The 17,336-nt window shown below is 46.4% G+C and carries 12 protein-coding genes; 4 read left to right on the top strand and 8 right to left on the bottom strand.

What is annotated here, in order from left to right; translation table 11 throughout:
- Window positions 1-20 precede the first annotated feature (20 nt).
- The 3 genes from GFS24_RS03155 to GFS24_RS03145 are packed head-to-tail and all read left to right on the top strand — an operon-like array spanning window position 21 to window position 3,509.
- On the top strand, window positions 21-1,520 hold the full coding sequence (locus tag GFS24_RS03155; RefSeq protein ID WP_153658117.1) for a family 43 glycosylhydrolase: 1,500 nt from the start codon (window positions 21-23) through the stop codon (window positions 1,518-1,520).
- A 13-nt stretch (window positions 1,521-1,533) separates the two neighbouring features.
- Entirely contained in the window at window positions 1,534-2,451 is a 918-nt protein-coding gene (locus tag GFS24_RS03150; protein ID WP_153658116.1) for an aldo/keto reductase, read from the top strand.
- Window positions 2,448-3,509, top strand: coding sequence for an alpha/beta fold hydrolase (locus GFS24_RS03145; RefSeq protein WP_153658115.1), 1,062 nt, complete (start codon window positions 2,448-2,450; stop codon window positions 3,507-3,509). Before GFS24_RS03150 ends, GFS24_RS03145 begins: the two co-directional genes overlap by 4 nt.
- A gap of 35 nt (window positions 3,510-3,544) precedes the next feature.
- Here GFS24_RS03145 and GFS24_RS03140 read toward each other — a convergent pair whose 3' ends face one another.
- The 5 genes from GFS24_RS03140 to GFS24_RS03120 form a co-directional block, all read right to left on the bottom strand.
- Window positions 3,545-8,365, bottom strand: coding sequence for a DNA repair ATPase (locus tag GFS24_RS03140; protein ID WP_153658114.1), 4,821 nt, complete (start codon window positions 8,363-8,365; stop codon window positions 3,545-3,547).
- Window positions 8,366-8,383: 18 nt separating this feature from the next.
- Window positions 8,384-10,411, bottom strand: a complete 2,028-nt coding sequence (locus tag GFS24_RS03135) for a flotillin family protein (protein WP_153658113.1) — start codon at window positions 10,409-10,411, stop codon at window positions 8,384-8,386.
- Window positions 10,412-10,474: 63 nt separating this feature from the next.
- Window positions 10,475-11,140: an OB-fold-containig protein gene (locus GFS24_RS03130; protein WP_153658112.1), complete on the bottom strand. Its 666-nt coding sequence runs from the start codon at window positions 11,138-11,140 to the stop codon at window positions 10,475-10,477.
- Between the two features lie 6 nt (window positions 11,141-11,146).
- On the bottom strand, window positions 11,147-11,857 hold the full coding sequence (locus GFS24_RS03125; RefSeq protein ID WP_153658111.1) for a PspA/IM30 family protein: 711 nt from the start codon (window positions 11,855-11,857) through the stop codon (window positions 11,147-11,149).
- A gap of 22 nt (window positions 11,858-11,879) precedes the next feature.
- A complete protein-coding gene (locus GFS24_RS03120; protein WP_216647346.1) occupies window positions 11,880-12,272 on the bottom strand; it encodes a YbjN domain-containing protein in 393 nt (130 codons plus the stop codon).
- Window positions 12,273-12,375: 103 nt separating this feature from the next.
- On the opposite strand from GFS24_RS03120, the gene GFS24_RS03115 reads away from it, so the two are divergent.
- Window positions 12,376-13,053, top strand: a complete 678-nt coding sequence (locus GFS24_RS03115; protein ID WP_153658109.1) for a helix-turn-helix domain-containing protein — start codon at window positions 12,376-12,378, stop codon at window positions 13,051-13,053.
- Here the strand turns inward: GFS24_RS03115 and GFS24_RS03110 are convergent.
- From GFS24_RS03110 to GFS24_RS03100, 3 genes are read right to left on the bottom strand one after another with little or no spacing between them, the layout of a single operon-like run.
- Complete coding sequence (locus GFS24_RS03110; protein ID WP_153658108.1) at window positions 12,998-15,394, bottom strand: FdhF/YdeP family oxidoreductase; 2,397 nt, start codon at window positions 15,392-15,394, stop codon at window positions 12,998-13,000. The two genes, GFS24_RS03115 and GFS24_RS03110, sit on opposite strands and share 56 nt — an antisense overlap.
- 7 nt (window positions 15,395-15,401) lie before the next feature.
- Window positions 15,402-16,247: a formate dehydrogenase accessory sulfurtransferase FdhD gene (fdhD, locus tag GFS24_RS03105; RefSeq protein WP_153658107.1), complete on the bottom strand. Its 846-nt coding sequence runs from the start codon at window positions 16,245-16,247 to the stop codon at window positions 15,402-15,404.
- A 49-nt stretch (window positions 16,248-16,296) separates the two neighbouring features.
- Window positions 16,297-17,322 (bottom strand): hypothetical protein, encoded by a 1,026-nt coding sequence (locus GFS24_RS03100; RefSeq protein WP_153658106.1) that lies wholly within the window; start codon window positions 17,320-17,322, stop codon window positions 16,297-16,299.
- Window positions 17,323-17,336 lie beyond the last annotated feature (14 nt).

Here is a 17,336-nt window from a genome sequence, read left to right as displayed (position 1 = left end):
TTTAGTTAATCCAATTTGCTATGAAAACTATTTTACCGGGCTTATTATGCCTTGCCCTCCTTTCTGCGTGTCAAAAAAAGATATCTCCCGACCTGCAGCGACCATCGTTGCTAAGTGTGGTTTCGCCGGAAGATGTTATCGTTGAAAGTACTTTTACAAATCCCCTGAAATCGAGCGGTGCTGATCCCTGGGTGTCTCAGAAAAATGGGAAATATTATTTCACCTATACGCAGGGAAGCAAACTGGTGCTTTATGAAACAACGGCCATGTCCGAACTGGCATCGGCGAAATACGATGAAGCCTGGATACCTCCAACCGGCATGCCTTATTCAAAAAACCTCTGGGCGCCTGAGCTTCATGAGATCAATGGCAAGTGGTACATCTATTTTGCTGCCGATAACGGCACGAATGCCAATCATCGCATGTATGTGGTAGAGAACAGTTCCGCGGACCCTATGCAGGGGACCTGGGTCATGAAAGGGAAAGTGGCCGATTCTACGGATCAATGGGCGATAGACGGAACGGTGATCGAGTATGGAGGACAACTCTATATGTTATGGTCTGGTGGCAATGCGGGTGCTGCGCCACAGCGTATTTACATTGCTGAAATGAGTGATCCATGGACAATTTCCGGGCCTAAGGTGGCTATCTCCAGTCCTACTTATTCCTGGGAAAAGAATGGCAGTGCTATCAACGAAGGGCCTCAACCTATCATTAATCCCAACGGACAATTGCAGGTGGTATACTCCGGCAGTGGTTACTGGGTGGATACCTATTGCCTGGGCCTATTAAGCCTTGCCGTAAATGGCGACCCGATGGATCCGGCAGACTGGGTAAAAACGTCCACGCCTGTTTTTTCGATGAATGCGAATAGTGGTGCTTATGGGCCTGGGCACAATGGGTTTTTCAAATCACCTGATGGTACGGAAGACTGGCTCATTTATCATGCGCGTAGTACAGTTGGCGGCGGAGCCCGTAATGCACGGATACAAAAATTCACTTGGAATGTAGATGGTTCTCCAAATTTTGGGATCCCCGTGCAGATCAATACGCCGGTGGATAAACCTTCCGGTGAACCGATACGGAATATCTATAAAAAAGACAACTGGTCGATAGCAGGTTTCAGTTCAGAAGAAACTAACAACAGCCGGCTCGCGATACGGATCATAGATAATAATGCAGCTACGCCCTGGATCTGCCGTTATTCTTCTTCACCTACCAGCTATCCCAATCATTGGATTGCGGTGGATATGCAGGATACGCTTGCGGTGGATGGTTTCGTTTTTGTGCAGAAAGATGGTGACAGGAAAATAAAAGAGATGGAAGTATTGGTGGGCAATGACAATGCAACATGGGAAAGTCTTGGTACGATCGAGCTGGTGAATCTTTATCCTAACAAGCAGTATTTTACGCTTCCTGTGCGGAAAGAGGTCAGGTATTTTAAACTGGTACCGGTGTCCGGGCATGATAGTCAGCCGCAGCCGGGGATGGCGGAAGTTGGGACTTTTGTACTGGATTAACTTATTTTACATTATGGGACAATTATCCAGGCGGGAAGCCATAAAGATAATGAGCGTCGGCACCCTTGGTGCGATGGTATCACCATTGACAGCAAATGCCTGGCCCACTGCGACTATGTTACAACGAACGATCCCTGTTACGGGTGAAAAACTACCTGTTGTTGGGCTTGGTACCTGGCAACAATTCGATGTAGGTAAAGATGCTGCACTGACTGCCGTATTAAAATCCATGCGGGAAATGGGTGGCAAACTGATAGATACTTCTCCTATGTACGGAAAAGCCGAAGAAGTGATAGGTGATCTTACCTCTGCTTCCGGTAATGCTGACAAATACTTTTACGCTACCAAAGTATGGACAACTGGCCAGCAGGAAGGTATCCAACAGATGACCGACTCTATGCAAAAAATGAAGCGCCGTACAATAGACCTCCTACAAGTGCATAATCTGCAGGACTGGCGGGTGCACCTGAAAACAATGCGGCAATGGAAAGAAGAAGGTAAAATACGGTATACGGGTGTTACACATTATACGGACGCAGCACATGCACAACTGGAACAAATTGTAAAAGATAAGGCGGTGGACTTTGTGCAATTCAATTACTCCATGAGCGAGCGACATGCAGAACGTAGCCTGTTGAATGCAGCAAAGGATAATGGCGTAGCTGTTATCATCAATGAGCCATTCGATTCCGGTTCTTTATTTGGGCTGGTGAAAGGGAAAACCTTGCCAGAGTGGGTAACGGATTATGATATCAATAGCTGGGCGCAGTTCTTTCTAAAGTATATACTTGCTCACCCGGCGGTTAATTGTGTGATACCTGGGACTTCGAATCCTAAACATCTGGTGGATAATATGGGTGCCGGGTATGGGAGGTTGCCGGATGAGAATGGGCGTAAGAAAATGCTGGATGTTATAAAGGATCTTCTATGAAGAAGATTATAGCCTTAGGAATATTGCTGCTTGTTGTGATTGCTTTTAGTGTGTTTTGGTATTTTAGTCCGGGAACAACATCGTCCATTGCCGGAGCTAACAGCATCGCTGTTATTGAAGAGCCTGTTATAGGAAACGTTAAACAATCCCTTATCATACGCGGTAAAAATGTGGACAACCCGGTACTCTTATTTGTTCATGGAGGTCCGGGCATGTCTACATTTCCTTTTATGAAAGAACAATTCAAGGGGCTTGAAGATCTGTTCACCATTTGTTACTGGGAACAACGTGGCGCCGGTAAATCATACTCAAAGGAGATCCCTCCCGAAAGCATGACCCTGGATCAGTTAACCAGTGACGGCGTAGAAGTTAGCCGGTATCTGAAAAAGAAGTTCGGGAAAGAAAAGATCTATGTAATGGGACATTCATGGGGATCCCTCCTCGCTTCTTTTATGATCCATGACCATCCTGAATTGTATCATGCATATATAGGGATCGGTCAAATTGCCGATCAGTATTTATCAGAGCAAAGATCATATGCGTTTGTTCTTGCAGAAGCCAGAAAACGTAATGATCAACAAGCACTGGATGAACTGAAGAAACTGAAGTTGCCAGCGCCAACGGCATCCGGGCAGGAATGGTTTGATTATTTCTGGATCCAGCGGAAAATGGTACTCAGGTTTGGGGGTGGCCGATATGGTGTTGCAAGAAAGAATAGTGACCTGTACAAGCCAATATTTATTTGCAAAGAGTATACGATGGCAGATAAAATATATTATCAGACTGGTCTGACCTTCTCCCTGGTTCATTTATGCCACTATATGATAATAAAGAATCCCGCCAGTTTACTAACAGAACAAAAAGTTCCTGTTTATATTATGCAGGGCAGACATGATCAGCAGACAAATTTTGATGTGGCAAAAGATTATTTTGATCATTTACAAGCGCCGTTGAAAAAGTTTTATGCATTTGAGCATTCCGCACATTTGCCGCATCTGGAGGAGTTTGATACTTTCAGGAAGATCCTGCGGGAGGATGTGATTGGGGAGAGGGAATGAAAAAAGGCCACCCGATTTCTCAGATGGCCTTTCTATTATTTCTTGCTCATCGCATTGGCAATGGCCTCGAGGTGCTCATTAAATGAACTTAACTGCAGCAGCATTTGCCCGGAAGTATCATTGGCCTCCAGTCCGCCGAACTTGTTATTCTTCCGAAACACTTCTTTAATGTGCTCCCAACGTGCGGTTTCTTCAGCAGACAAAAAACCTGCAAGTTCCTTCAGCCTGAGCAGGTTCGCCTCTGCATCGGAAGTGAGCGTTTGTGATTCTCCTTCGTAGTGCGAGCGGATCAGGGTATCAATTTCCTCCACGTTCATGAGTGGCACTACTTTGCCGGCCATTTTATTCATGTTCCGGTAAGAACCCTGCAATTTGAAGGCAGGTTCGGTACGGTATGCATCTTTCATAGCAGCACTGGCAATGTATTGCTCATTCACGCGGATCACAATATCGCGGATGCGGAGAATGTTTCTGAGCACCGCCACGGCATCATCGTATTCCTGTTTACTGTAGTTGCCTTCCAGTTCGGGCATCAGATGGTTGCCGGTTTCAATGCCTTCAATCAGTTTGTACAGATCATCGAAACTGCGGTTGGCAATGCGTTGTACAAAGCTATTTTCTGCTACGCTGTTTTCGATCAGGCTCAGCCTGAAAAGGTGACCCGATCCGCCAATTACATCACCGAGGTTGTACACATCGGCGCGGTTGGCCAGCATGTCAGGAATTTTAAACTGCTCACCGCTTTCCGTGTAGGGGTTACCTGCCATCACTACGCAAAAGCGCTTACCACGCAGGTCGTAAGTTTTGCTTTCGCCTTCGAAAATGCCATCCATTTTACGCTGCCCATCGGCCAGGGAAATGAACTTCTGCAAAAATTCCGGGCTGCAGTGCTGAATATCATCGATGTATAACATCACGTTATCCGCCATTTCAAAGGAAAGATTGATCTTCTTCAACTCCTCTCTTGCACCGGAAGTAGTAGCCTCCAGCGGATCAATGGAAGTGATGTTGTGCCCGATGGTAGGACCATTGATCTTCACAAAATGCAGTCCCATTGTTTTGGCGAGGTACTCCATCAGCGTGGTCTTACCATATCCCGGCGGTGAAACCAGCAGCAGCATGCCCATCCTGGCGGTACGTTTATCGTTGCCTGCTGCGCCGATCTGTTTGGCCAGGTTGGCACCGATCAATGGGAAATATACTTCGTTGATCAAACGGTTCCGCACAAACGAGTTCAGCACTTTCGGTTCAAATTCCCGTACTTTCAGCTGCTGCCTGTACTGCGTTACCAGCTGTTCTTTCTGTTGGCTGAACGCAGCAAAAGCCGGCACAATTGTTTCAAAATACCAGCTCAGCTTTTGCATGAAGAGATGATAATTCAGCACATACTTCCCTCCTTCCCCGATAGCCGGGTGGGTACCTTTGAGGCCTTCCAGCACCAGCCTGTCTGATGCCGCTTTTTCCTTGCAGGTATGCTCCCTGAAGAGGAGCAAACAAACGGCCTCGTCCACATACTGCTCATCCACCACTTCCTGCTGAGATTGCAAAAATGCGAGCATCCAGCTGCGGATCATGTAAAAACGCTCTATGGTGCTGAATTCCGTATTATCCGTTTCCTTCAGGAATACTTCTGTGCGTTTTTTTGCCTGCAGGTATTCTTTGAATTCCTTCTTTAAATGGGCGGCCTGCTGACTGCAGGTGAAGTTCGGCGTTACGGCCAATTCCCTGCACAGGTAATCTGCCACATCCTGTGCATCAACGGGTGTGGGAGATGGCAACGACTGGTTAAACCGGTCGGCAATTTCCTTTTCCACAAAAGGTACGCGGCGGCTTTGCGGGAAGCTTTCCTGGATGGTGTGTGCTGCCGCGATAAGCTGTTGTAATTTGTGCTTCACAGCATCTTCCAGCGCGAACCAAAACAATTGCGCTGCAACACGTACGGCGGGATTGAATTGGAGAATGCCCAGTTCCTGCTGTAATGTTTTAAGACCTTTTGTGATGAGCAACGCATCTGCATTGTGCACACCTTTAAGGTAGGCGGCGGAATAATCGCGCTCTGTACGATCGTTGATGTATGTTTCGTAATCGCTTTGTGCAAACGCCTGGTAAGCCAGGTATTCGGAGCGATACACGGTACTGTTTTCGGAGATCAGTTCCTGCTCCCATATGGCGCGGTGCTGATAAAGTATTTCGGACGTTACTTCCTTGTAAAAACTGGTACCGATCAGGTGATAGAACAGGCGTTCGTTGCGGCGGATAATTGTAAGGTCCAGCACCTGTTTGTTCACTACGAACTTATGCGTACCCAGTGATATGATGTTGTTGCCATCGGCAAACAATTCCGATTTGTCGCGAAGGTTGCGGAGTGCGCTTTCCTGGGCCACCTTCACCAGGTTTTCCAGGTTTTCTGCTTTGGCCACATCGCCCAGATCTTTCAATTCCTCCACAAGATCACGCACTTTGTCGATCATCAGGTCCGTGGAAAAGAAGGCGTAAATGCTTGCTTTATCGCTGAACGACTGTGCTTTATTCTCAATGTTCTTCAACACCCGTACACCGATCTGTTCCAATGCGGTAGCGCGTTTGCTGATCTGCGCCATCAGCATTTCCTTCTTGCCGTTGAAGGCTTTGATCACTTCATCCCGCTTATCAGCGATCTTGTTCACAAACTCTTCGAAATCGGAGAATTTGCTTTCCAGCTCTTCGATCTGTACGCTGATCTTTGTAAAATAATCTTCGCACTTTTCCGGAGAGGCGGAGAGATCGAGGAAATTGACGGTGCTTTGATCCAGCAGGGTTAACAACGCATAGAATTCCCCGGTGGACTCTTTAGTACGCAACGCCGTGGTTACCCGTACCAGGTCCGCTTTTACTTCGTTCAGTGAAGCGAAGATCAGCGAAATTTTTTCTACGATCCGGGTGGTTTGGGTGGTATCGCCAATTTTGAGGCTGTTGAGAATGTCGATCAACATTTCGAGCCCGGCTGCAATGTTTTTTACCGCATTGTCTACCGGTATGGCATCCACCACTTTGGTCACGCCGGCCACCACCTGCTTCTGTGCAGCTACTTTGGCCTCATAAGGCGCCAGCGCTTCTTCTTTCAGCAGGAATTGAATGGTGTCCTGCGATAGTGAGCTGTTGTATTGCTGCAGCGTTTCCTTCAGTGCATTTACAGCATCCACATTGATGTAGCGGATATTGAGCAGATCGATCACGGCGCCCTGCATGCTGCGGATGGCAGCCAGCAGTTCCACCAACTGATCCAGGGAGGTAACCGTTACATTCTTAATGTCGATCACCAGCTGTTCCACCCGCTTTTCCACCGCCTGCAATGCCTCACGGGCATGCTGGCGCTGTGCCTGCACCTTCGCAAATTCGTCGATGGCAGTATCCGCAATTTCGCGGATACTGGCCAAAGGAGCGGCCATATTGAAGGTGGCTTCATCCTTTATCCAGAAGTAGGCATCCAGCAGGTCATTGGCTCTTTTGTAAATATCTTCATACAGATCTTCGTAACTATCCTCCTTCTGCAACAGCAGGATCACCTCCTGGCTTTCGCTCATGGCACTTACAATATCCTTGTTCCCGATCTTGTAGAGCACATTGCCACTCATGGCAGTATTTTCCTGGAGAACGGCTGTATAGGGCGTTTGCCAGATCTGTACCTGGTGGTGCCTTACCGCTTCGTTTTCCGACCGGAAATACACCAGCGTACCATCGTTGAACACGGTGAAGCCGTTACAGATGATAGGCGTTTCCACCTGCTGTGCAATCATGTTGTACGACATCAGCAGATAGGTATTGGTGGTTTTCTGGTAGAAAATGTACAGAAAATCTTCTCCGTTGGGTGACGCAATGCTGCGGACAAATTCCAGTCCGGCAATATCCGATTCGAATATTTTGTATTCTCCGTTCTGGAGATAATATCCGTTGGAGAAGATCACGCCCTGGTTGTCCGGCAATAATACGCCTGCATCTACCAGTGCGGGGATGGGTACTACCTGTTTGGTACGTACATTGAAAATATACGCGCGAAAATTTTCCTGGTAAGGCTTTATTTTAATGGCGATCAGGTTGCCCAGATCGGCATAGTGATATTGCGCATCATCGAGTTGCTGATCACTGTTCAGCACGGGTTCGGAGAAAATACCTTTTCCCGTGTCTGTGTTGTTTTCAATTTTGAAGGTGATATCGCCGTAGAGGGCTTCAATAAAAACCTTGTCCAGCACTGAAATGTGCGGATGCCTGCCGAGGCGGCGATTGCTCAGATCCGTCTGGATCCATTCAAAATCGTGCTGCGGCGCTGTTCTTACTTCATGAATACTGCGGTCGTCCACATACAACAACTGATGTTCTTTTATCAGCCATTTGAATGCTTTTCTGTCATCCAGGTTCTTGCTCGTCTGGAAGATCATGTAGAGATAATTTTCCGTGCGCACGAACCGGGCGAAGATGGAATCGCGGTAGTATTTGTACAGATTGGTAAAATCTGTGATGAAGCCTGCATCTTCTATCAGTATAAGCGGCTGCGGCTCAAAGTGGCTACCACTGAACTTATAGATGCTGAACACATCGCTCAGTTTGATATCTTCTCTTAAACCAAAATGAACGTTATAGGCAAATATGGTGAGGTTACCGAGTGCCATGATGCCGCGCGCCACACCGTTATTTTCCGTGGTGATGCGCTGGTTGGCGATGAGCTGGAAGCCTTTGGAATTGAATATTTCCTTACGGGCAACGTTCAGTTTTGCCAAACGCTGCACCAGGTCTTGCCGCTGCTCATTTAAACGGTTCCGGATGATCTCATATGTACCTGCATCCAGTATGGCTGTTGTGTTGTTTTCAGTACCTGCCATGCGATCTCTTAAACATTGTTACAACTTCTTGTTAGATATACCCAGGCTGTTGGCCAGTGCTGCCAGGTTCAGCAACGAAGAGCGGTCGCTTTCGGAGCTGTTCTGCTGCATTTTCAGCAGCAGGCTGGAGATTGTCAGGTTTTTGATATCGTTGGATGAAATGTTGTATTTATCCGCAAAATCCCGGACGCGTGCCAGCAGATCACCACCATTGGCGCCATCGCCGAGGATGGCCGTTTTGAGATGCGTAGCATGCTCACTTTCGTTGATCAGGCGGTCGAACCCTTTGGCATTAGATACCTGGTTGATGATGTTCTGGAAGAACATGGTTTCACCACCTACGATATCAATTCTCGCAGATCTGAGCGCATCGCCCAGTACAGCGGCCTGAGCATTTGCAATATCTTTCTGGATATTGATCTGCGCCAGCGCGATGTCTTTTTCCTTGATGAGCAGCAATTTGAACTCTTCGTGGTCCTTGCCTACCGCGTCCAGCTTCTTCATGGCTTCTGCTTTTTCCTGTATACCAGCAGCTTCCGCAAAAGCTTTTTCTTTGGTTACTTCAGCCTCAGAAAGACCTTCTTTCCTTCTCGCTTCTGCCAGTTTCTCAATTATGCCGGCATCCACGATACCTTGTCTTTCCGCAGCTTCTGCTTTCGCAATCATTACTTCCGCTTCAGACAAACCTACGGCAGCTCCTTCCCTCGCCTGCGCTTCTGCCAGTACTTTGCGGGATTCCGCTTCCCTGATGGCCGCTTCTTTCTTCGCGTCTGCCTCTATCACCAATTGTTTGGCATTTTCTTCTGCTGCTTTCTTTTCAGCTTCGGCGGCTTTCACGGTGTAGATCAGTTTTTCTTCTGCCTGCTGGGTAGCCTGGGTGATACCTACTGTTTTTGCACGTTCAACGCCACGGAAGGCTTCCAGGTCTTTTACGCCCTGTTGCTCTTCTACCACACCTTTCTCCAGGCGTACGCGATCGCGGATCACATCCTGGATATTTTTACGTTCTACTTCCAGGGTCTTCTCCTTTTCGATCTGCGCCAGTGTTACAATTTTTTCACGTTCGGTGGCTTCCAGGGCGCGGTCTTTCTCCACTCTTTCTGTTTCCACCGCATCGGTACGTTGTTTATTTTTCTCCGCAATGATGATCTGGCGAAGTTTGTTTTCTTCCTGTACTGCCAGCGATTCATCTGTTTTAATACGAACAGACTGGGATCTGAGGCGTTCCTCTTCGCGCACCTTTATGATCTCCGCATTTTCGCGGGAACGGATATTGTCGATCTCTCTTTTCTGCTTCTCTTCTTTCTCTGCCATTTGACGGTCCAGCTCAAGAATAGCTTCCCGCGCTTCCACGTTTTGCTTCTTGATCACTTTTTCTTCCTCCCGTTTGATCAGGTTGGCTTTGATATTTTGTTCTGCTGTGAGTTCAGTGATCTTTTTGATACCCTGCGAATCGAGGATGTTCTGCGGGCTCAGGAATTTCATTTCCGTTTGCTCCAGGTAATCGATAGCACAGTCATCGAGGATATAACCGTTCAGATCGGTGCCGATGATGTTGAGGATCTCTGTTCTGAATTCGCGGCGGGCTTCGTACAGTTCAATGAAATCAAATTTCTTACCAACGGTTTTCAGTGCTTCAGAGAACTTGGCCTCAAAAAGGTTGCGCAGTGTGTCTACATCACTGGCTCTTTCCGTGCCAATGATCTGTGCCACATTCAGTACATCGTCCACATTTTTGTTCACCCGCACAAACAACGCTACTTTGATATCTGCACGGATATTGTCTTTACAGATCAAACCCTCGTATTCCATCCGGTCGATCTGCAGTTTCTTTACGGAAATATCCATGATTTCCATTTTGTGCAAGATGGGGATCACATACATACCTCTGTTGAAGGCAACTTTTCCGCCCCCCACACCGGTGCGCACAATAGCTTTGCCCTGAGGTATTTTCCGGTACCATGCAGCGAAGGCATACAGAATAATGAACAACAGAAAAACTACACCGCCAACGAACAGCAAGGTGATTCCTCCTAAAGCTCCCATAGTCTTGAATTTGATTTTAATGATAAGATAGATGTATTTTTCATTCAGGTAAGAGAAGTATGCCTACACAATATTTGCCAGGTTAACTTCCGGCACTACGATATAATATTTTTTATCCGGCGATTCATCCATGATCATCACATCTGCATCGAAGCGGATGGTTTCACCGGTTTTGCTTTTTACGTTTATACGCGCTACATCTCCCTGCACCTTCAGTTCCGCGGCCCCAATGGTATCGCCGGAAATGGTGGACAGCATGCGGGCGGAGCGGCCCAGCAGGTCGTACGCCTCTTCTCCGTTATAGCCCATGGCGTGATATAATTTAACGAGTGGTTTGGTAGCGAAGCGGGTAACGATGAAAGCTACGAAAATAACAGGAAACAGGATAAAAACGGACATCCAGCCCCAGGTAACAAGGTTAAATACAATGGACGAGGCCAGCGTAAAAATCCAGGCAATTAGTTTAAAAACAGATAAAACGATCATGAAGGGCACCTTGCCTACGTTCACAAAGGCCAACAGCTTATCCCAGGTGGAGCTGTCACCATCAAGGTCTGCATCGGCATCCGCATCTACATCTGCATCAATGCCGTCTGCATCCAGATCTCCATCGCCCAGCACACTGCCGAAAATGAGGTTAAAGATCCAGTATATAACGGTAACGCCTGTGGTTACAGTCATGATGGCGTTACTGAGCGGATTAAATAACAGGTCAACTATATTAGCCATAGATCATCAGGAATTATCGGCGATACCCAGTTTTTCCTTGATCGCCTTCAAGTCTTTTTCGATAGATAAAGAGTCGTCTTTTAAAATTGTATTCAATTCATCTTTCAATGTGTTTCTGTCGCGGGCAATTTCACCGTAGGCTTTGGCCAGGGCTTCCTGATCCTCCACCTTGGCTTTCATCCGCTCCAGCATGGCAATGGTTCCGTTAGTATCCAGCTGGGCGAGTTGTTTGTTCACCTGCTCGGTAGCTTTGCTTACTTTGGCTCTGGCCTTCAGCGTTCTCAGTTCCTTTTCCCACTTATCCATGTTATCCCTGAGGATCTCGGTGTTTCGAAGCATCTCAGCGGAAGATTGCTGTAAAGCCACTACCTGTGTGCTCAGCTCTTCGGATTCCGCATAAAATTTGCGACGTAAAGAAAGCGCTTCCCGGGCTAATTCTTCTGCTTTTACCAGGTCAACTTGTCCTGCCTGGGCTTTTTGCATGATCAAAATAGCTTTTTCTCCATAATTAAGCGATTCTTTCTGGCAACCGGCCTGTTCATTTTCCGTGCGGATAGCCAGGGCCTTCACTTTCGCGTAGGCTTCCGTTGCATCCACCAGGTCCTGCCGCAATTCACGCAGCCCCTGCTCCGTCATTTTAACAGGATCTTCCATTTTTTCTACAGCGGCATGTATTTCCGCCTGGCCTATTCTGAAAAGTCGTTTGAAAATGTTCATGGCTTAATGTTTTTTTATATCCCTATAATTTTGAAAAATCGATGATCTGTTGCGAATATTCGCTCAGCAACAGGCCGAGCGAGTTGATCGCGCCTTCAAATTCATTAAAGTCGATATTCCCCAGCTGCATGGTGTAGCGGAACAACACTTTATTACCTTCTTCATTAATTACAAAGGCACCGTGTATGGTATCCCTGTTCTTCTGCAGCAGCTTTTTAAACATTTCCGCATGATCATCGCGGAACGAAAAAAGGAACTGCTCCATAATTAAGATAGGCGGAGCAATGCCGATGATCAGATTATTAATACCATCAGGCTGATTATCGATCTTCAGAATGCCGTTCTGCTCGTTTTTGTAAACGATCCGGCAGTTGAGCCTGGTTGCAAAATCTTCAATGGTATCGATATAGTTCATTCGGGTTGTTTTATTCATTTCCTCATCAAATGTACAAAAACAAAACACAATTGCAAATTAAATTAGCACAATAGATAAACTATTTTGCCTTATATTTGTGGGGATGACACAAATAGGAGCCAATATTAAGAAAATAAGAACAACGAAAGGCCTTAGCCAGCAGGCTTTTGCCGATCTGTTTGAACTTACCAGGGGAAATATTTCGTCTTATGAGGAAAACCGGGCGGAACCACGGATCGATACGGTGGTACGCATTGCCAATCATTTTTGCATTCCGCTGGATAATTTTGTGAAGCAGCTGCTGACTATCAATGAAATCCTGCAATTCAATGGTGACAAGCTCATCGATGATGCCAACCATATGATCAACCTGCAATTGCGGGAGGTACCTTTCATGAACGATAATATTTACATGAAATGCAGCCACCGCGAACTGCAGTTTAACGAATGGGCCACATTCCCGAAGCTGGTACTGCCAGAGGCGGGCAATCTTCGCCTGGTGGCACTTACCTTTTCTCATAATATCCCCCGCCATGCTTCTACGGCCCAATTCCAGGTAAATGATGTATTGGTCTTTGAAGAAGTAACACAGCAAAATATTCATTTGTGCCAGCATAAAACGGGTCTGTATGCCGCTGAGCAGGAAATTATGATCGGGCAGTTTGAAATGAAGGATGGTCAAACAGATCTGGTTCTAAATGATTTCAAGAAACACCGCTTTAATTTTAAGCAGGAGAAGTTGTTCTGGAAGTTATTTGGGATGTATCAGCGGGTAGGGTAAAGGCCTCCCCTGCTTCCAGTTTTTTCACCCGTTCATATATTTCAGGGCTGTGTTTCCTGATCTTAATCCTCACATACTTTGAAGCAGGCATATTACTCTCTTTCACAACATTATTGACAGAAACCAAAACGTTTGTTTCAGGAAAATAGGTAACTGTATTTTTCTCCGGTATCGGGTAGGCAATGATAATGAATAAGGGGGCAATCCGCTCCCTGTTATCATCGTAGTTGAAAAGATCTACCTTATCCCCTGCTTTGAAACCAGCCTTCTCAATATCCTTTTCATTCATAAATATTACCCGGCGTTCGTTTTTAACGCCCCGGTAACGATCATCCAATCCGTAGATGGTAGTATTAAACTGGTCATGCGTACGTGTAGTAGCCATCATATATTCATCATACGCCAGCCTGGTTTCAGGAACCCCGGTTACCGTAAAGGGAGCATGATTTCCAAATTCCTCCGTAATAAAATGGCCATCCCGTGCAGCATTAGGCAGATAGAATCCTCCTTTTTCCCGTACTCTTTTGTTGTAATTTTCAAAGCCGGGAATACATTTTTCAATATCATCTCTTACCGCATCGTAACTATCAGCATAACGCTGCCAGTTTACAACAGTGTGCTGAAGGGTAGCTATTGCTAACCGGCAGGCGATCTGCGTTTCGTTAACAAGATCATCAGATACAGGTGTCAGCATTCCTTTGGATGACTGCACAACGCCCATCGAATTTTCCGTGCTGATGATCTGCAATTCCCCATTTACAATATCGAGATCACTACGGGATAAGGTAGGCAGGATAATAGCCTCTTTGCCGTGTACTAAATGCCCCCTGTTAAGTTTTGTAGAAACCCACGCTGTTAAGTTCAATTTCCTTATAGCAGCAGCGGTATAGGTGGTATCCGGCGTAGCAGATAAGAAATTCCCGCCCATACAAAAAAGCACCTTCAGCTTTCCTTCATCCATTGCTTTTATGGCCCTGACTACGTCATATCCATGTTTACGCGGAGGATTAAAACCAAAAACTTCCTTCAGGCGGTCCAGCTGCGCACCTGCAGGTTTTTCATTGATCATCATGGTTCTGTTACCCTGCACATTGCTATGCCCTCTCACCGGACAAACACCGGCTCCGGGTTTGCCCATACTTCCTTTTAATAAAAGTATATTGAGCATCTCTTTGATCATGTCTACCCCATTTGGTTGCTGGGTAATACCCATTCCCCAACATATGATTATCCGTTTTTTAAATGCCAGCATTTGAGCGGCTTCATAAAGATCTGCCTGGGATACACCGGACGCTTCTGCCAGTTCTTCTAATGTATAACTTTCAAACTGCCGGATAAACGCATCATACCCTACTGTTTTTTCTTCTATAAATTTATGATCCACTACTTCGCCGGGATGTTTTCTTTCAAAATCGAGCAACAGCAATTCGATGGCCTTTAACAGTGCCATATCTCCATTTATTTTTACAGGCAGATAAAGGTCTGCGAGCTTACCACCATGCCCTACAATGCCACCAATCTCCTGGGGATTACGGAAGCCCATTAATCCGGCTTCAGGTAATGGGTTTACGGCAATGATCTTAGCCCCGTTCTTTTTGCCCTTCTCCAGTGCACTCAGCATCCTGGGAGCATTGGTGCCCGGGTTTTGCCCGATGATCATAATTACATCTGTGTCATAAAAATCTTCCAGTTTTACAGTTCCCTTTCCGATGCCTATAGTAGGGCGTAAAGCAGTTCCCGATGTTTCATGACACATATTGGAACAGTCCGGCATATTGTTAGTGCCATACTCTCTTACAAAAAGCTGGTAGACGAATGATGCCTCATTGCTGGTTCTTCCGGAAGTGTAAAATGCAGCCTCATCCGGGGAGTCCAATGCGTTCAGATGAGTGGCTATTTTCTTAAAAGCATCATCCCAGGTGATCGGCTGATAATGTGTTCCGCCTGCGGGGAGATACATAGGTTCTGTTAGTCTTCCCAAACGGCCAATTTCGAAATCATTCAATTTGGCCAGATCATAAACGGCGTGCTGCTTAAAGAACTCTGCCGTGATCTTTTTGGTGGTTGCTTCTTCTGCCAAAGCTTTCACGCCGTTTTCGCAATATTCACCGAGGGGAGATCGATCATCATCAGGGTCTGGCCATGCGCAACTGGAGCAGTCAAAGCCGCCAAACTGATTCATTTTTAATAAGGCTTTTGCTCCGCGGAAAGGTACACCTTGCTCAAAAAGATCGGCCAATGCAGCCTTTACAGCAGGAATACCCGCAGCCCATGTTTTCAACGGCGTGAGTTTCAGACCGGATAACTTATAGGGGTTTTCTGCATTGGGTTTCTCTTGCATGTTATTTTCATTTAAAATTTATTCGACCTGCATTATAGATATTAAACCTGTTTTCCTTCAGGAATCCCAGGAGTGTCATATCAAATTCTTTAGCAAGCTCTACAGCCAGGCTTGATGGCGCTCCGATAGCGGCAACAATAGAAATACCCGCCATGGCTGCTTTTTGAATTAATTCAAAACTTGCTCTTCCGCTGAGCAGTAAAATATGCTGGTTCAATGGCATCAACCCTTCGAACAGCGCAGTACCAATTAATTTGTCCAGCGCATTGTGCCTGCCCACATCTTCCCGCAGCAGTATCAACTCTCCATCCAGTGAAAAAAGCCCCGATGCATGTAAACCTCCCGAAGCCGCAAAGCCTCTTTGCGCTTCTCTTAGTTTGTCCGGCAAACGGAAAAGCAGATCAGTAGACAGATCTAGCTGAAGCTTATTTAAATGACAAAATGAGTTTACTGTTCTTATAGATTGAATGGAGTCCTTTCCGCAAACGCCACAACTGGAAGTTGTATAAAAGTTCCTGTCAGATTGCATCAGGGAGGGCGTAAATCCTTCCGCGAGTTCCAGTGTCACCATGTTGCTCATTTGCGCGTGGGAAACCTTTTTTATATCATCTTTGGAAGAAATGATCCCTTCTGTAAATAAAAAGCCGGCAGCCAGCTCCAGGTCGTTACCGGGAGTTCTCATTGTAACTGAGATGTTCTTTTGCGTTCTCTCTATTCCGGCGCTATAGTCTATTTTTATTTCCAACGGCTCTTCAACAGAAAGTATATCGGAAAACTCTGAGATGGATAGCCCATCCATCCTGCTGATAACAACCTGTTTCATAGAAACGGCTTCCAAACTGTTTGTTTCCATATGAAATTATTAAAGACGTTTGAGTAATAAATTTAGATAATTTATTACACTAATAGGTAGGGGGCTTTGAGTCCAGCAGCTGTAATGGAATCTGCGCAATGTATATCGATGATTTGCCTTCGTGGGATGAATAATAGGAAGCCCATAACTGCCCTTTCCAGATAAGCATGCCTGGATAACTGGTATCACCACCACTGGGTAGCGGGATGGTTTTACGAACCTTACCGTCCAGTCCGGCTACATATATTACCATACTCACTTTCGGTTGGTATTGACGGGTACCGATCACGAGCGTTTGTTGATTAAGAAAGAGAAAATCAGGCCCGCCGATCCGGTTTTCCATCTTCGAGAAACTCCACTCCTTGTAGGGCGCTTCTGCTGTGGCCAGCACTCCCATCTGATCTCCTGCTTCGCGACGGATCACCACATACATTTTACCGTTATCATTGAAACGGATGGCACTTTCGTTCGGCCTGCCGTCCAGCACGAGCTGCGATACATGCTGAAAATAACGTCCGTCTTTAGTGCTAACGAGATAGATCTTCTCCTGCTGGTACAGGATACCGTAGCCGGTTCCCTTATGCCAGGTCAGCCGCCATATCCAATCAGACCACGAAGCTATGGATGGGTCTACTGTTGAAACTTCCGGTGTGCTGAATGTATCACCTCCTTCATCGGACAATGAAATGAGCGGCTTTCGGCTAATCACTTTTTTGCCTTCGTGCGCTTCTACGTCCATCAGCACCATGATGCGGTTTTGCGGGGTGATGGATAATTTAGGATCTCTGATATCCCTGTCCTTTACTTCGAGCAGCGCTATGCTTTCCCATGTTTTGCCGTCTTTGGAACGGAGGATGCGCGCTTTACCGTCAGCGCCGGATATGTGGCCTTCTGCTTCACGGAAAGCGCAGTAAAATGCACCTTTGAATCGGATCAGGTCTGTAAAAGCATTGTGTGGCGCCTGGCTCCAGATCTTTTCTACTACAGGGTTTTCATTTCCTGTTGTGGTGTTCTTACTCAGGGAGCAAGCCTGTAAAGCGAATGCCGCCGCGAATAAAAATGGTAAATATCTCATAGATGATAAGATGT

Origin of the sequence: Chitinophaga sp. SYP-B3965, from assembly GCF_009647655.1 — a bacterium.
Taxonomy (GTDB): Bacteria; Bacteroidota; Bacteroidia; order Chitinophagales; family Chitinophagaceae; genus Chitinophaga.
The sequence above is the reverse complement of the archived record's forward strand: the minus strand, read 5'-3'. Positions and strand labels throughout refer to the sequence as shown.

Coding starts and splice junctions, on each gene's coding strand:
- GFS24_RS03100 (WP_153658106.1), bottom strand. CDS start 17,322: ATGAGATATTTACCATTTTTATTCGCGGCGGCATTCGCTTTACAGGCT.
- GFS24_RS03145 (WP_153658115.1), top strand. CDS start 2,448: ATGAAGAAGATTATAGCCTTAGGAATATTGCTGCTTGTTGTGATTGCT.
- GFS24_RS03125 (WP_153658111.1), bottom strand. CDS start 11,857: ATGAACATTTTCAAACGACTTTTCAGAATAGGCCAGGCGGAAATACAT.
- GFS24_RS03115 (WP_153658109.1), top strand. CDS start 12,376: ATGACACAAATAGGAGCCAATATTAAGAAAATAAGAACAACGAAAGGC.
- GFS24_RS03135 (WP_153658113.1), bottom strand. CDS start 10,411: ATGGGAGCTTTAGGAGGAATCACCTTGCTGTTCGTTGGCGGTGTAGTT.
- GFS24_RS03150 (WP_153658116.1), top strand. CDS start 1,534: ATGGGACAATTATCCAGGCGGGAAGCCATAAAGATAATGAGCGTCGGC.
- GFS24_RS03155 (WP_153658117.1), top strand. CDS start 21: ATGAAAACTATTTTACCGGGCTTATTATGCCTTGCCCTCCTTTCTGCG.
- GFS24_RS03110 (WP_153658108.1), bottom strand. CDS start 15,394: ATGCAAGAGAAACCCAATGCAGAAAACCCCTATAAGTTATCCGGTCTG.
- GFS24_RS03120 (WP_216647346.1), bottom strand. CDS start 12,272: ATGAACTATATCGATACCATTGAAGATTTTGCAACCAGGCTCAACTGC.
- GFS24_RS03130 (WP_153658112.1), bottom strand. CDS start 11,140: ATGGCTAATATAGTTGACCTGTTATTTAATCCGCTCAGTAACGCCATC.
- GFS24_RS03140 (WP_153658114.1), bottom strand. CDS start 8,365: ATGGCAGGTACTGAAAACAACACAACAGCCATACTGGATGCAGGTACA.
- fdhD (WP_153658107.1), bottom strand. CDS start 16,247: ATGGAAACAAACAGTTTGGAAGCCGTTTCTATGAAACAGGTTGTTATC.